The following is a 15,547-nucleotide window of genomic DNA, read 5'->3' on the forward strand; positions in this document are numbered from 1 at the left end:
CGGCAGTGACCGCTACAATGCGCACATGTCGCTCGAAGCCCCCGCCCTGGTCCCCCGCCCCTCCCTGCAGCGCCTGTTCCTGACCGGCCTGCTGACCCTGCTGCCGATCTGGCTGACCTGGGTCGTGGTCAAGTTCGTGTTCGTATTGCTGTCGGGCATTTCCAGCCCGCTGGTGGTACCGCTGTCCGAGCAGATCGCGACAAGCTTCCCGCACTACCTCGGCTGGGTCCGCGCCGAATGGATCCAGGACACCATCGCCCTGCTGGCCACCCTGCTGGTGATCCTGGCGGTGGGCGTGGCCAGCCGCCGCGTGCTCGGCCAGCGCCTGCTGCGCTGGGTGGGCGCGGTCATCAAGCGCATTCCGCTGGCCAGCATCATCTACGACAGCGCAAAGAAGCTGCTGGACATGCTGCAGACCGAACCGGGCAGCACCCAGCGCGTGGTGCTGATCGACTTCCCGCACCGCGACATGAAATCGGTCGGACTGGTCACCCGCGTGATCAAGGAACACGGCACCGACCGTGAGCTGGCCGCGGTGTATGTACCGACCACGCCGAACCCGACCTCGGGCTACCTGGAAATCGTGCCAGTGGAACTGCTGACCCCGACTGACTGGACCGTCGACCAGGCCATGAGCTTCATCATTTCCGGCGGCGCCGTCGCACCGTCCAGCGTGCCGTTCACCCGCGCCGGCGAACGCACCGGCGAACGCACCGAATGACCCCGGCGCCGATCGAGCGCCCGCTGCAGGACCGCGCGGTCCTGCTGTTCATCGTGCTGGCCGCGTTCTTCTGCGGCAATGCGGTGCTGGCCGAGCTGATCGGGGTGAAGATCTTCGCGCTGGAAGACACCCTGGGCATCGCCCCGCTGAACTGGAACCTGTTCGGCCAGACCGGCTCGCTCAGCTTCACCGCCGGTACCCTGCTGTGGCCGGTGGTGTTCATCATGACCGACACCATCAACGAGTTTTTCGGCAAGCGCGGCGTGCGCTTCATCTCGTGGCTGGCGGTGGTGCTGATCGGCTACGGCTTCCTGTTCGCCTTCGCGGCCATTTCGCTGGCGCCGGCCAGCTGGTGGGTCACGTCGATGGATGGCCACGGTGTGCCCGACTACCAGGCCGCGTTCGCAGCCGTGTTCGGCCAGGGCATGTGGACCATTGCCGGTTCGCTGGTGGCCTTCCTGCTCGGCCAGCTGATCGACGTGGCGGTGTTCCACCGCATCCGCCAGGCCACCGGCGAACGCCACGTGTGGCTGCGTGCGACCGGATCGACCGCGATCTCGCAGGTGGTGGACAGCTTCGTGGTGATCTGGATCGCCTTCGTGCTGGGCCCGCAACACTGGCCGACCTCGCTGTTCCTTGCGGTCGCCAGCGTCAACTACGTGTACAAGATGGGCTTTGCGGTCGCCCTGATTCCGTTGCTGTACCTGATGCGGCGTGCCATCACCCGCTATCTGGGCGCCGATCGCGCGGCGGCACTGCGCGCCGCCGCTGCGGCTGACTGAAGCCCCAGCGCCGCCAAGCTGACTGCGTCTTCACGCTGGCCGTACGCGCGCGGATCGTGCAAGCTCCACGATCTGTGTTCCACGGAAGCTTCTTGATGCCGTATTCCCCCCGCGTCCTGGCCGCTGCCATTGCCGCGTTGTTCCTGTTCAGTGCCGTGCCGTCGGCCGAAGCAGCGAAGAAGAAGGCCAGCCGCCCTGCCGCTGCGCAGACCCGCCAGGCCGCCAAGCCCAAGGCCAGGCCCGCCCGTGCCACCGCACCGGCCCGTGGCAGTTCGGCGCGCCGCGCTGCGCCGCGTCCGGTCGCACCGGCCCGTGCCGTGCCCAAGCAGGTGCAGCTGGAACGGCTGTACGACGAGTACTGGGATGCCTCGATGCGGTTGAACCCGCTGCAGGCCACGTTCCAGGGCGAACCGCGCTACAACGACCAGCTACCCAACATCCTGTCCGCCGCCTGGCGCCAGCAGTCGCACGACTTCACCACGCAGTGGCTGGGCAAGGTCGAAAAACTCGGCAGCGATGGCCTGCAGGGCCAGGACCTGCTCAGTTACGAGATCTTCGTACGTGACGCGCGCGCCTCGCTGGCTGCCGAGCGCTACCCGAGCTGGATGATGCCGATCAGCCAGTACTACAACATCGGCAGCATCATGGCGATCCTCGGCTCCGGCGCGGGCGCGCAGCCGTTCAACACCGTGCAGGACTATGACACCTGGTCGCGCCGCTCGCTCGGCATTCCCGAACTGTTCGACCAGGCCATCGACAACATGCGCCAGGGCATGAAGGCCGGCGTGGTGCAGCCGCGCGACCTGATGGAGAAGGTGCTGCCGCAGCTGGATGCAGTGATCAAGCCGACCGCTGAAGAGAGCATCTTCTGGTCGCCGATCCGCACCATGCCGAACACGATTGCGGCCGAAGACAAGGCGCGCATCAGTGCCGAGTACAAGCGCATGATCGAACTGCGCATCATGCCCGCCTACCGCGCCCTGCGCGGCTTCATCGCCACCGAGTACCTGCCGGCCACGCGCGCCAGCAGCGGCATGGGCGCGCTGCCCGACGGCCAGGCCTGGTACGCCAACCTGATCGTGCAGACCACCGCCAGCGACCAGACCGCCGCGCAGCTGCACGCGCTGGGCGAGCAACGCGTGCAGGAACTGCAGGCACAGATCGCCACGGTGATGAAGGACGCCAAGCTGCGTGGCACGCCGGCAAAGCTGCTGCGCAGCATGCGCAACGATCGCCAGTTCCAGTACAGCGATGCCAATGCACTGATCAGCCGCTACCGCCAGGTGCAGCAGCAGGTCAACGCGCGCCTGCCGCAGGTGCTCGATACGCTGCCGAAGTCCGCGCTGGAAGTACGCGCAGTGGAACCGGAACGGGCGCTGACCGCCGCCGCTGCCGCCTACCAGCCGTCGCCGCCCGGGCAGCCCGGCGTGCTGTACATCAACACCCGCGACCTGCCCAGCCGCAAGCGCTGGAGCGTGCCGGTGCAGTACCTGCATGAAGCGATTCCCGGCCATCACGTGCAACTGGGCCTGCAGCAGGAGCTGGCCAAGCTGCCACGCTTCCGCCGCCTCGGTGGCGATCTCGCCTTCGTCGAAGGCTGGGGCCTGTACGCCGAAACGCTGGGCGAAGATCTCGGCGCCTACACCGATCCCTACGACCGCATCGGCTACCTGTACTCGCGCCTGCTGCGCGCCGCGCGCGTGGTCGCCGACACCGGCGTCAATGCACAGGGCTGGAGCAAGCAGCAGGCCGTGGCCTACCTGCAGAAGACGGTGGACATGAGCAGCGATGACGCCAACGCCGAAGTCGAGCGGATCATGGCCCAGCCCGGCCAGGCACTGTCGAACGTCGCCGGCATGACGACCATCGTTGCCCTGCGCGACAAGGCCAAGGCACGCCAGGGCGCAGCCTTCGATCTGCGCCGCTTCCATGCAGAACTGCTGAAAGACGGCTCGATGCCTCTGGACGTGCTGGACCGCAAGATGGAGCGCTGGATGGCACAGCCGGCCAGCGCTGCGCCCACACTTTCGCCCTGACGCTTCCGGAGCCACCATGCGCCCTGCCGTCGCCCTGTTCGCCGCCGTGCTGGGCCTGCTGCCTCTGGTGGGCGCCGCCGCACCGGTGCTGACCCCACCGGATGCCGGTATCGACGGCCTGATGCAGGCCTACGATGGCCAGGTGCCCGGCGCCGCAGTGCTGGTGCTGCATGCCGGGCAGCCGGTGTTCCGCCGTGGCTACGGCCTTGCGGTGGTCGAAGACGGCACCCCGGTCACAGCCGCCAGCAATTTCCGGCTGGCCTCGGTCAGCAAGCAGTTCACCGCTGCGGCGGTGCTGCTGCTGGTGGAAGACGGCCGGCTCGGGCTGGACCAGCCGGCCCGGCAGTGGCTGCCCGAGCTGCCACCGGCTGCAGCGGGCATCACCCTCCGCCACCTGCTCTCGCATACCAGCGGCCTGCTCGACTACGAAGACCTGATGGACCCGGCAGACACGCGGCAGGTACACGATGCCGATGTGCTGGCCCTGCTGTCGCGCCAGGACCGGCTGAACTTCGCGCCGGGCACGCAGTACCGCTACAGCAACAGCGGCTATGCACTGCTGGCACTGATCGTGGGCCGCGCATCCGGCCAGGATTTCGCCGCCTTCCTGCAACAACGCATCTTCCGCCCGCTGGGCATGGCGCATACCGTGGCCCACCAGGACGGCGTGGACACGGTCGCCACACGCGCCTATGGCTACAGCAGGATCGATGGCCGCTGGCAGCGCACCGACCAGAGCACTACCAGCGCTGTACTGGGAGACGGCGGGATCTACTCCTCGCTGGACGACCTGGCCCGCTGGGATGCGGCGCTGTACGACGACCGCCTGCTGTCGAAGGCTTCGCGCCGGGCGATGTTCAGCCCCGCCACACCGACGCCCGAACCGGATGTGCCGCACTACGGCTTCGGCTGGCGCCTGAACGGCCCGGTGCAATGGCACAGCGGCGAGAGCATCGGCTTCCGCAACGTGATCGTGCGCCACCCGGAGAAGCACCTGACCGTGATCGTGCTGACCAACCGCAACGACCCCGAACCCTATCCGCTGGCGCAGAAGATCGCCCAGCGCTGGCTGGACACCCTGCAATGACCCCCGGTTCCGACGCCCTGCTGGGCATCCACCACGCCGCACTGATCTGCAGCGACTACGCCCGCTCGAAGGACTTCTACGTGCGCATCCTCGGCCTGCGCGTGCTGGCCGAGAACCACCGCGCCGCACGCGATTCCTGGAAGCTCGATCTGGCCCTGCCCGACGGCGGCCAGCTGGAACTGTTCTCCTTCCCCTCGCCGCCGCCCCGTCCCAGCCGCCCGGAGGCCCAGGGTCTGCGCCACCTCGCGTTCCGGGTGGCTGCACTGGAACCCTTCATCCAGCGCCTGGCCGCGCATGGTGTCGCCTGCGAACCGATCCGCGTGGACGAATACACCGGCCGACGCTTCACCTTCTTCGCCGACCCCGACGACCTGCCGCTGGAGTTGTGCGAAGTCGGTTGACGTCCCCGGGGGTCAGATCCCTTTTCCGACGGAAAAGGGATCTGACCCCATCGCCGCAACCAAAACCTCATTCACGCATGGCATGGATCTACCGTGTCGACCAAGGTCGACACCTACCCACAGCCGCAGAAATCTGTCAGAGGTGGGGCGGTGTGGGTGGGCAGGACCGTTGGCTCCATGGATGGCGCCATCGAGCCCCCATGGATGGGTTTACGGCGTGTCCTGCCCACCCACACCGCCCCGCCATCCCACGGATAGCTGCCTTTGCTTTTGAGGTTGCCGGCCAGCGGCCGGCACTACCGCAGGTGCAGGGCGCAGCCCTGCAACGCCCCTCTTCCCCATACCCCGCCGAATGGGTATACAGTCGACCCGTACCGGCATCGTGCCGGAATGAACCCTGGGAGGGGACCATGCGCAAGACCTTCAAGACCCTGTTGCTGGCACTGCCGCTGTGCCTGGCCGCGCTCTCGGCGCAGGCCGCCGATGGCGCCGCCGGCCGCTGGAAGACCATCGACGACAAGACCGGCAAGGTGAAGTCGATCGTCGAGATCACCCAGGCCGCCAACGGCACCCTGACCGGCAAGGTGGTCGACATCCTGCACTCGGACAAGGGCCCCAACCCGGTCTGTGACGGCTGTGAAGGCGCCAACAGGAACAAGCCGGTGAAGGGCATGACCATCCTCTGGAACCTGAAGGCCGACGGCGCCAACAAGTGGTCCGGTGGCACCATCCTCGACCCGGCCAACGGCAAGACCTACAAGTCGAAGATGGAACTGCAGCCCGGCGGCACCCGGCTGGACGTGTCCGGCTGCATCGCCTTCATCTGCCGCGCGCAGACCTGGCAGCGCGAATAAGCGCCCCGGCCCCCGCTTCATCCCCGTGACCCGGCCTCGGCCGGGTCACCTCGTTGCGGGCATGCGATACTCTGCGGTTCCCCTCGGCTTCACCCCGCGACCATGACCCGTACCGCGCTCGTCACCACCGCCCTGCCCTACGCCAACGGCCCGCTGCACCTGGGCCACCTGGTCGGCTACATCCAGGCCGACATCTGGGTGCGTGCGCGGCGAATGAGTGGCGGCAAGGCCTGGTTTGTCTGCGCCGACGATACCCATGGCACGCCGATCATGCTGGCCGCGGAAAAGGCCGGGGTCACCCCGGAAACCTTCATCGCCAACATCCAGGCCAGCCACGAACGTGACTTCGCCGCCTTCGGCGTGGCCTTCGACCACTACGACTCGACCAATTCGGCAGCCAACAAGGCGCTGACCGAGCAGTTCTACCTGAAGCTGGAAGCGGCCGGCCACATCAGCCGCCGTTCGGTGGCGCAGTTCTACGACCCGGCCAAGGGCATGTTCCTGCCCGACCGCTACGTCAAGGGCATCTGCCCGAACTGCGGCAGCCCCGACCAGTACGGCGACAACTGCGAAGTGTGCGGCGCTACCTATGCGCCGACCGACCTGAAGGAACCGCGTTCGGTCATCTCCGGTGCCACGCCGGAAATGCGCGATTCGGAGCACTTCTTCTTCGAGGTGGGTCACTTCGACGCGTTCCTGCGCGAATGGCTGGCCGGCGACGTCGCCCTGCCGGGCGTGAAGGCCAAGCTGGGTGAGTGGCTCAATGCCGAAGGTGGCCTGCGCGCGTGGGACATCTCGCGCGATGCGCCGTACTTCGGCTTCCAGATTCCCGGCCAGCCGGGCAAGTACTTCTATGTCTGGCTGGACGCGCCGATCGGCTACCTGTCCAGCTTCCAGACCCTGTGCGGCAGGATCGGCGAGGACTTCGAAGCGCACCTGCGCGCCGGTACCAGCACCGAGCTGCACCACTTCATCGGCAAGGACATCGTCAACTTCCACGGCCTGTTCTGGCCGGCGGTGCTGCACGGCACTGGTCACCGCGCGCCGACCCGCCTGCACGTCAACGGCTACCTGACCGTGGACGGCGCCAAGATGAGCAAGTCGCGCGGCACCTTCGTGATGGCGCGTACCTTCCTCGATGCCGGCCTGGAACCGGAAGCGCTGCGCTACTACTACGCCGCCAAGTCCGGCGGTGGCGTCGACGATCTCGACCTGAACCTGGGTGACTTCATCGCCCGCGTCAACGCCGACCTGGTCGGCAAGTTCGTCAACCTGGCCAGCCGCTGCGCCGGCTTCATCAGCAAGCGTTTCGACGGCCAGCTGGCCGCGCAGCTGCCCGATGCGGCGCAGTACCAGCGCTTCGTCGACGGCCTGGCGCCGATCCGTGAAGCCTACGAGCGCAACGACCCGGCCGCGGCGATCCGCCTGACCATGGCCCTGGCCGACGAAGCCAACCGCTACATCGACGACGTCAAGCCGTGGGTCATCGCCAAGCAGGAAGGCGCCGACGCGCAGCTGCAGGCCGTGTGCAGCCAGGGCCTGAACCTGTTCCGCGTACTGGTCACCGCCCTGAAGCCGGTGCTGCCGGCCACCGCCGCGCAGGCCGAAGCCTTCCTGGCCGCGCCGGTGAACGACTGGACCGAACTGGCACAGCCGCTGCTGGGCCACCGCATCACCGACTACACCCCGCTGTTCACCCGTATCGACCCGAAGAAGATTGACGCCATGATCGACGCCTCCAAGGACACCCTGCAGCCGGCGGCTGCCGCTGCCCCCGCCGCCAAGCCGGCCGCCCCGGCCCCGGCCCCGGCCCCGGCCCCGGCCCCGGCCAAGGACGAAGCAAAGAGCGCCGACGCGCCGGCCTACATCGGCATCGACGATTTCGCCAAGCTCGACCTGCGCATCGGCAAGGTGCTGGTCTGCGAGTTCGTGGAAGGATCGGACAAGCTGCTGCGCTTCGAGCTGGATGCAGGTGAACTGGGCAAGCGCCAGATCTTCTCCGGTATCCGTGGCAGCTACGGCGAGACGGAGAAGCTGGTCGGCCGCAGCGTGGTGTTCATCGCCAACCTGGCCCCGCGCAAGATGCGCTTCGGCCTGAGCGAAGGCATGATCCTGTCGGCCGGTTTCGACGGCGGTGCGCTGGCGTTGCTGGACGCCGACAGCGGCGCGCAGCCGGGCATGCCGGTCCGCTGATGCCCGCAGCGGGCGTGGCCTCGGCCGCGCCCGCCGGCAGCATTGGCCAGCGGAGGCAACGCGATGGGAGGCAACGGAATGGAACTGGCGCTGTTCGACTTCGACCACACCGTGACCACCTGCGATACCTATGGCCGTTTCCTGCGCCGCGTGGCCACCGCCGAACAGCTGGCGCAGGCGTGGTGGAAGGTCGGCCCGTGGCTGCTCGCGTACAAGCTGAAGCTGATCTCGGCCGAACGCATCCGCGCGCGCGTCACCCGCCTGACCTTCAGCGACCGCCACAGTGACGACATCGCCACCCTGGCCGCCGGCTTCTCGCGTGAGTTCCTGCCCGACGTGGTGCGCCCGGAAATGCTGGAGCAGATCCGCTGGCACAAGGAACAGCAGCACACCGTGGTGATCGTGTCCGGCTCGCTGGACCTGTACCTGCGGCCGTGGTGCGAGCAGCTGGGCCTGCAGTTGATCTGCAACCGGCTGGAATGTCAGGACGGACGCCTGACCGGCCGTTACGCCGGTGGCGACTGTGGCCCGCGCAAGGTCGAGCACATCCGTCGCCAGTTCGATCTGTCGCGTTACGTGCGCATCCATGCCTACGGTGACAGTTCCGAAGACAAGCCGATGCTGGCGCTGGCCCACGAGCGCTGGTTCCGCGGCAAACCCCTGAAGTAACCCGACGCGCAGCCTTCGCCACGCATGAGCCTGATCCCGCCCCTGACCGAACGCCTCGACCGCCTGCTGCCGCAGACCCAATGCGGGCAATGCGGCTACGACGGCTGCCGACCGTACGCGCAGGCGATGGCGCGCGGCGAGGCAGGCGTCGACCGCTGCCCCCCCGGTGGCGATGCCGGTGCACGCGCGCTGGCCCAGGTTCTGCGCGTACCGGCGATTCCTTTTGATCGTTCGCGCGGCGAGCACAAGGCGCCGCAGGTGGCGTTGATCGTGGAAGCCGACTGCATCGGCTGCACCAAGTGCATCCAGGCCTGCCCGGTGGACGCCATCGTCGGCGGCGCCAAGTACATGCACACGGTGATCGCCGATCTGTGCACCGGCTGCGAGCTGTGCATCCCGCCGTGCCCGGTCGACTGCATCGAGCTGGTGCCGGCCTAGCCACCAGACCAACCGGCGGTGGAGCGGCGGGGTAGAGTCGACTGTTAGTCGACTGCTCTTCGTTCCGGCGGCGCAAAACCCCGCGCTGCGCGCGACAGTCGACCAACAGTCGACTCTACCCCCCCTCCACTGCTGGGAGGTGACCTTGCCGTTACGGCACTGCCGCCGTCACCACGATCTCGACCTTCCAGTCGGCGTGGGCCAGCTTGGCCTCGACCGTGGCGCGCGCCGGGGTCGCACCTTCCACCACCCACTCATCCCATGCCTTGTTCATGCCGTCGAAATCGGCCATGTCGGCCAGGAACACTTCGGCGCGCAGCACGTGCTGGCGATCACTGGCCACCAGCGCCAGCAGCTTGTCGATCTCGGCCAGCACCTGCCGGGTCTGCCCGGTGATGTCCTGGCTGGTGTCTTCCGGAATCTGGCCGGAAAGGTAGGCGACCTTGTTGTACACGGTCATTTCGGACATGCGCGGTCCGACGTCGTAACGCTCCATCATGGGCGTGGCTCCTGCGGGTGATCAGGCCTGCATTGTCCTCCAAACCGGTCAACGATGGGTGCAGGGCAGCCTTCCACACACGGTCACTACCGGCTTCCGACAGCGACGCTGGTCAAATGCCAGCGACAGGCGCACGATGCGCCACGGCTGCATTGACACCGCCCTCGCCCTCCCTGACGCACCCTTGCGCCGATGACCGAAACCACCGACCCCGCCACCGCTCCCTCCACCCCGGCATGGAAGCGGGTCCTCACCATCGTCATCCCGCTGCTGATCCTTGCGCTGGCGCTGCACGGCCTGGCCAACGAGTTCGATGAGAACGGCTACCGCGCCATCCGCCATGCCTTCCACCAGCTCAGTGGCACGCAGATCGCGCTTACTGTCGTGCTGGGCCTGGCCAGCTATGCCTGCCTGATCGGCTTTGATGCCATCGGCCTGCGCCGCAGCGGCATCCGCGTGCATCCGGCGCGCATCGGCATCACCGCGTTCCTGGCACACACGCTGGGCCAGACCGTGGGCTTTGCCGCGCTCACCGGCGGTGCGGTGCGCCTGCGCGGCTACCGTACCGCCGGCCTCGACCTGGCGCAGATCGGCCAGGTCGTGCTGATGAGCACGCTCGGCTTCGTGTTCGGTGCGTGGCTGCTGATCAGCGTGGCGCTGTGCATGGAACCGGCGGCAGCGGCGCTTGCCCTGCCGCTGGACCCGGATGCGGTCCGCGTGGTCGGCATCGTCGCGCTGCTGGCCTATGCGGCCACCCTGCTGCTGGTCGGCCGCGATGGACGCCAGTTCAGCGTGTTCGGCCATGCGCTGTGGCTGCCCGACCGGCGCACGATGATCGGGGTGACCGTGCTCAGCGTGATCGAGCTGGTGCTGGCCAGTGCCGCGTTCTATGTGCTGCTTCCGGACTCGACGCCGACCGGCCTGCCCGGCTTCGTCGGCCTGTACCTGGTCGCGGTGCTGGCCGGCCTGGTTTCGACCGTGCCCGCCGGCCTCGGCGTGTTCGAATGGAGCCTGCTGAAGCTGCTGCCACAGGTGGCACCGGCTGCAGTGCTGGCCGCGGCGTTGATCTACCGCGTCACCTACTACGTGCTGCCCCTGCTGCTGGCCACCCTGCTCGCGCTTGCACCCGCGCTGCGCCAGCCGCTGCAGGCCAGTGCCGGGGCAACCCGTGCCGGCTGGAACGCGCTGCGCCCATGGTTGCCGCAGATCATCGCGCTGGCGGTGTTCAGCATCGGTGCTGCGCTGGTCATCGACGGCACGTTGCCCACGCCGCGCCGTCACCTGGTCAACGCATCACTGCCGATCCTGGAAACGTCCCATCTGATCGGGAGTCTCAGCGGCGTCGCCCTGCTGCTGATCGGCCAAGGCCTGGCCCGGCGCAGCCATGCCGCATGGATGCTGGCGATGGCCGTGTGCGTGATCACCCCGTTGCCACTGTGGCTGCGCGGTGGCCAACCGTTGATCGCGGTCTCCGCCCTGCTGGTGGCGATGGCGCTGTGGGCCGCACGCCGCGAGTTCTACCGCCAGGGCGCACTGCTCGATGAAGCATGGTCGTGGCCATGGCTGCGCAACCTCGGCCTGGTACTGGTGGCGGTCACCTGGCTGTTGTTCTTCACCTACAGCCATGTCGAGTACCAGAACGAACTGTGGTGGCAGTTTGCGATATCCGGCAACGCACCGCGTGCGCTGCGTGCGCTGCTGGTGGTGGCGATCGCGCTGGTGATGTTCGGCCTGGCGCGGCTGCTGCACAGTACGCGCAGCCCGCTGCCAGCCGCCGACGAGGCCACGCTGCAATCATTGGCGCCGGTACTGGCCGGTGCCACCGATACCCAGGCCTGCCTGGTACTGACCGCCGACAAGGCAGTGCTGCGCGATGATGCGAAACAGGGCTTCGTGATGATGCAGCGCTACGGCGGTTCGCTGATCGCGATGGGCGATCCGGTCGGCCCGCCTGATGTGGCGCGCGCGCTGATATGGCGCTTCCGCGAGGAAGCTGACCGGCTCGGCCTGCGCCCGGTGTTCTACCAGGTGGGCGAGACCTACTGGCAGACCTATCTCGACCTGGGCCTGGGCCTGGTCAAGCTGGGCGAGGAAGCGATCGTGCCCTTGCACGACTTCGGCCTGGAAGGCCGCGAACGCGCCGATCTGCGCCAGGCCTGGAACCGTGGCAAGCGCGGGGGCCTTTCGTTCCGCGTGGCACCGGTGGAAGAGATTCCCAGCCTGCTTCCCCGCCTGCACGCGATCTCCAACGCGTGGCTGGAAGACAAGGCCGGCGACGAGAAGGGTTTCTCGCTGGGCAGCTACGATCCGGATTACCTGGCGCGCTTCCCGGTGGCACTGGTCGAAGCCGAGGGCCAGATCGTGGCATTCGCCAACCTGTGGCAGGCACCGGCCGGTGCCGAGCTGTCGGTGGACCTCATGCGCCATGTCAACGAGGCACCGAAGGGCACGATGGACTTCCTGTTCATCGAGCTGTTCCTGTGGGGCCGCGCTCAGGGCTATGCGCGCTTCTCGCTGGGCATGGCGCCGCTGTCCGGGCTGGCCCAGCATCGCCTTGCTGGTCGCTGGAACCGACTGGCCGGCCTGCTCGCGCGGCATGGCGAACGCTTCTATGGCTTCAGTGGCCTGCGCCGCTTCAAGTCGAAGTTCGACCCGCAGTGGCGACCGCGCTATCTGGCAGCACCCGGCGGCATGCATCTGCCGGCCGCGTTGCTGGATGCCACGCGCCTGATCTCTCTGGACCCGCGGCGTAACTGAAGCCCTGAGCCGCCGGGCATGGCCCGGCGCTGCAAACCACCCGGTAGGTGTCGACCTTGGTCGACACGGCGGCGACAGCGTTCGGGCGTGGCCCGGCGCTACGCCCCGCCCTTGAGGATCACTTCGGCCAATCGGTCGTAATCACCATTGAAGTGATGGTCGCCCGGAAGCTTCACCTTCTGCACGCCGTCGTTGGCCGGCAGGCCGGGGCACAGCGCGTCGTCATCCTTGTCGCCATACACGCAGAGGGTCTTGGCCGCCGGCAGCTTCGCCACTTCCGGCGCGATCGGCAGACCATCGCCGCCACCACCCAGCCAGTTGCTGACGTGGAATTCAAAGTCGGCCTTCCTGCCTACCGACAACAGCACGATACGATCCAGCGCTGCGCGGGTATCGGCATCGAGCTGGTTGATGGTGGCCGGCAGCACGTCGGCACCCTGCGAGAAACCGATCAGCATCACCTTGTCGCGATGCCACTGCTGGCGGTAGTGATCGATGATCTTCTGCAGGTCAGTGGCAAATCCCTTCGGCGTGCGTTCGCTCCAGAAGTAGCGCAGTGAGTCGATGCCGACCACGGCCACGCCATGCTCGTTGAGCGACGATGCCACGTCCTTGTCCAGGCCGGCCCAGCCGCCATCGCCGGAAACGAACACGGCCAGCGTGTCGCCATTACCGGCAGCGGGTACTTCCACTATCGGCAGGCCCTTCAGCGCGGCTGGTGGCGGTGCCAGGCTGACGCCGGCCTGCGCGCCGATCACCCGCGCCGCCGCCACCAGGCCGGGTGAAGCATCGCCGCGCGCGGTGCGCTTGAACTCGCGTGCCATCGCCACCTGCTGCACGAAGCGGCTGGCCTCGCCAACCTTGCAGCCATGGTCGCCGGCGGCGCTCAGCCACGGGGAATTCAACTCGGCAGGCTGCAGCTTGTTGTGCTTCACACCATCGCCGCAGACCATGCGCTCGTGGCTGTGATCCGGGCAGAAGCCGGTGGTCAGCAGGCCGGCGAATACCTGGGTATCGGCCTGTGCGGCCAGCGTGTAGGCCATCTCGGCGCCTTCACCATCACCACCGACCAGCGGCAGGTGGTAGCCAGGCAGGTGCAGGGAGGCCTGCAACCAGCGCGAGAAGTTCTCGACGTCGCCGGAACCGAACGAACAGGTCGGATTCCCCTCGCGCTTGAGCACGCTGCGCAGATGCGCGATGTCCACGGCAGCGACCATCGCGCCATCGGCACGCAGGGCCTCGATCGGAAGGCGGCTGGTATCACCACCGGCGGTGGATTCATGGAACCAGATCACCACACGCTGCGGCGTGCCAGCCGGCATGTGCACCGGAATCTGCTCGAACCGCCCGTGGCTGAACTGCTGCACGTTGGCCGCCGCCATTGCCGGCAGCGCTGCCAACGCCAGAACCACACCCATTGCCCTGCCCAGCCCTGCACGCTTCATGTCGCATCCCCGATGGAATGCGCACACGATACGCCGCCGCCGCGTGCACGGCACGTACCGGCGCAGGCCGTTGGGGATTCAGTGGGCTGCGGCCCGACGGCTGCGCCGGTACAGGGCCATCGCCAGATACAGCAGCCAGCCAACGATCACCGCGATCACCACTTTCTGTCCCAGCCCACGCGGTGGTCCACCACGCCACAGCACATGCAGCCACAGCAGCACGAAGGCCAGCCATGCCCAGCCCCAGAGCAGGCCCGCGGCAGACTGCCAACCCGGTTCGCGGCGCAGATACCAGGCCTGCAGCAGCATGCCGACGCTGGCACACAGGAACGCGGTGTTGGCTGCCAGTCCATGGATGAACGGTGCCAGCAGCGGGGTCGCTTCAGGCAGCCAGCTGTCACCGATGGCGACCGTCGCCAGCCCCAGTGCAGAGACAGTGAACAACAGCGGCGCCGCCGCACTGCGGCGCGGCCCGATGCTGCCGCGATACAGCGCAATGCCAAGCGCCGCAATGGCCAGCGCCAGCAGGCAGTAGGCAGCGCGCAATGCCAGGCCCCACGGCCCGTGCAGGTACAGGCTCAAGGTTGCCCGCACCCAGTCCAGATCACTGCGCGCGACCTGGGTCCACAGCGCGGTACCCACGAACAGCAGCAGCGCCACCAGTGCCAGCACCGCCGCCGGACGCGCACGGCTCATGGCGTTGCCTCCGGATGCCGTGCCTTCCATTCGGCCAGCGCCTTGCGATAGCGCTGCAGCTCATCGGCATACAGATCCAGCACGCACAACGGACAGCCGCTGCCACAGCACTCGTTGGGACCGGGCTCTTCGGGGGGCAGCGGGCGGGGGTCGGGATCAGGGACGGACACAGTGGGAAGCGACAATCGGTGAGAGCAGGCCCAAGTGTACCGGTCCAGCTCAGCGGGCCAGCTGTCGACGCAGGTTTTCCCGAGCCGCCGCATCCAGGCGCTGGTGGAAGAAGTCACTGAGGAAGATGCGCGGCGCCCGCAGCAGCCCCTGCAGGAAACGGCGACGCCCGGCGCGGTACAGGAAGCCCGGCACGACCCCTTTGTACTCTTCGGCCACGCCACGATCGTAGGCGGCGAACACCGGCTCGGGCGCGGCCAGGATCGCCATGTCGCAGTCCAGGAACAGCGCGGCCTCGGCATCAACGTCGTCCGGGCCCAGATCGCCATGGCGGGCTGTCAGCAGGATCAACTGCTCGACCCGCGCGGCGTCGACGCCGGCCAGTTCCGGGGCCCGTGCGATTGCCTGCAGGGCCAGCGCCGCCGAACGCCCTTCGTTGTCTTTGCGGCCCGCCACATAGATCGCGTCGTGGTAGAGCACGGCCAGGTACACCTCGGCGGGCCTCTGCCAGCCCGGGCCGTCAGCCACGTCCTGGCAGTGCTGCAGCACCGCGCGTACGTGTCCGAAGTGGTGGTAGGCGCGGGGCGGCGTTGCGTAGCTGTCCTGCAGCGCCTGCCACTGCGCAGGAGCCAGCGTCAGCGGAGAGAAATCCATACCCGGATCATCCCGCCTGCGCAGCCCCGCGGCAAGCTGATGGTTTTTTCACCACATACTCACAACGCTTGCCCGGTGAGCCCTGGACGCGGTTGTCCACAGCTTTGTCGAGCGCTGGTCCACATCGGTTGTGGATGAAACGCCGTA

Annotated in this window: 15 protein-coding genes; 10 read left to right on the forward strand and 5 right to left on the reverse strand. The window is 67.7% G+C overall.

Going from position 1 to position 15,547, the window contains the following annotated elements; all coding sequences use genetic code 11:
* Positions 1-25: 25 nt before the first annotated feature.
* From AC5P9P_RS07320 to rnfB, 9 genes are all read left to right on the forward strand, one after another.
* A complete protein-coding gene (locus tag AC5P9P_RS07320) occupies positions 26-721 on the forward strand; it encodes a DUF502 domain-containing protein (RefSeq protein WP_005414135.1) in 696 nt (231 codons plus the stop codon).
* Positions 718-1,503: a queuosine precursor transporter gene (locus AC5P9P_RS07325; RefSeq protein ID WP_012480937.1), complete on the forward strand. Its 786-nt coding sequence runs from the start codon at positions 718-720 to the stop codon at positions 1,501-1,503. Before AC5P9P_RS07320 ends, AC5P9P_RS07325 begins: the two co-directional genes overlap by 4 nt.
* A 95-nt stretch (positions 1,504-1,598) precedes the next feature.
* Positions 1,599-3,539: a DUF885 domain-containing protein gene (locus tag AC5P9P_RS07330; RefSeq protein ID WP_049403489.1), complete on the forward strand. Its 1,941-nt coding sequence runs from the start codon at positions 1,599-1,601 to the stop codon at positions 3,537-3,539.
* A 16-nt stretch (positions 3,540-3,555) separates the two neighbouring features.
* Positions 3,556-4,626 carry a serine hydrolase domain-containing protein gene (locus tag AC5P9P_RS07335; protein ID WP_288468805.1) on the forward strand — a complete coding sequence of 357 codons (1,071 nt, stop codon included), beginning with the start codon at positions 3,556-3,558 and terminating at the stop codon, positions 4,624-4,626.
* Entirely contained in the window at positions 4,623-5,027 is a 405-nt protein-coding gene (gloA2, locus tag AC5P9P_RS07340; RefSeq protein WP_049403491.1) for an SMU1112c/YaeR family gloxylase I-like metalloprotein, read from the forward strand. Before AC5P9P_RS07335 ends, gloA2 begins: the two co-directional genes overlap by 4 nt.
* 410 nt (positions 5,028-5,437) lie before the next feature.
* Positions 5,438-5,881: a DUF2147 domain-containing protein gene (locus AC5P9P_RS07345; RefSeq protein WP_005410552.1), complete on the forward strand. Its 444-nt coding sequence runs from the start codon at positions 5,438-5,440 to the stop codon at positions 5,879-5,881.
* Positions 5,882-5,983: 102 nt separating this feature from the next.
* A complete protein-coding gene (metG, locus tag AC5P9P_RS07350; protein WP_495232673.1) occupies positions 5,984-8,074 on the forward strand; it encodes a methionine--tRNA ligase in 2,091 nt (696 codons plus the stop codon).
* A 78-nt stretch (positions 8,075-8,152) separates the two neighbouring features.
* Positions 8,153-8,743: an HAD family hydrolase gene (locus AC5P9P_RS07355; RefSeq protein WP_005414141.1), complete on the forward strand. Its 591-nt coding sequence runs from the start codon at positions 8,153-8,155 to the stop codon at positions 8,741-8,743.
* Positions 8,744-8,767: 24 nt separating this feature from the next.
* Complete coding sequence (rnfB, locus tag AC5P9P_RS07360) at positions 8,768-9,181, forward strand: Rnf electron transport complex subunit RnfB (RefSeq protein WP_012480943.1); 414 nt, start codon at positions 8,768-8,770, stop codon at positions 9,179-9,181.
* A gap of 151 nt (positions 9,182-9,332) precedes the next feature.
* On the opposite strand, the gene AC5P9P_RS07365 is transcribed toward rnfB, so the two are convergent.
* On the reverse strand, positions 9,333-9,680 hold the full coding sequence (locus AC5P9P_RS07365) for a RidA family protein (protein ID WP_005410556.1): 348 nt from the start codon (positions 9,678-9,680) through the stop codon (positions 9,333-9,335).
* Positions 9,681-9,872: 192 nt separating this feature from the next.
* Here AC5P9P_RS07365 and mprF point away from each other — a divergent pair, with 192 nt between their 5' ends.
* The gene (mprF, locus tag AC5P9P_RS07370; RefSeq protein WP_005414230.1) at positions 9,873-12,437 is read left to right on the forward strand and encodes a bifunctional lysylphosphatidylglycerol flippase/synthetase MprF; all 2,565 of its coding nucleotides are present in this window, start codon (positions 9,873-9,875) and stop codon (positions 12,435-12,437) included.
* Between the two features lie 98 nt (positions 12,438-12,535).
* Here mprF and AC5P9P_RS07375 read toward each other — a convergent pair whose 3' ends face one another.
* The 4 genes from AC5P9P_RS07375 to AC5P9P_RS07390 all read right to left on the reverse strand — a co-directional run bounded on the left by AC5P9P_RS07375 (position 12,536) and on the right by AC5P9P_RS07390 (position 15,400).
* Positions 12,536-13,882 carry a virulence factor family protein gene (locus AC5P9P_RS07375; protein WP_033834319.1) on the reverse strand — a complete coding sequence of 449 codons (1,347 nt, stop codon included), beginning with the start codon at positions 13,880-13,882 and terminating at the stop codon, positions 12,536-12,538.
* Between the two features lie 78 nt (positions 13,883-13,960).
* Positions 13,961-14,578, reverse strand: a complete 618-nt coding sequence (locus AC5P9P_RS07380) for a DUF998 domain-containing protein (RefSeq protein ID WP_033834321.1) — start codon at positions 14,576-14,578, stop codon at positions 13,961-13,963.
* Complete coding sequence (locus AC5P9P_RS07385; protein WP_049402330.1) at positions 14,575-14,748, reverse strand: oxidoreductase-like domain-containing protein; 174 nt, start codon at positions 14,746-14,748, stop codon at positions 14,575-14,577. The genes AC5P9P_RS07380 and AC5P9P_RS07385 overlap by 4 nt, the downstream gene beginning before the upstream one ends.
* A gap of 49 nt (positions 14,749-14,797) precedes the next feature.
* Entirely contained in the window at positions 14,798-15,400 is a 603-nt protein-coding gene (locus AC5P9P_RS07390) for an HD domain-containing protein (protein ID WP_049430886.1), read from the reverse strand.
* Positions 15,401-15,547: the final 147 nt, after the last annotated feature.

It is taken from the genome of Stenotrophomonas sp. YJH_SMC_14-1 (assembly GCF_059372275.1).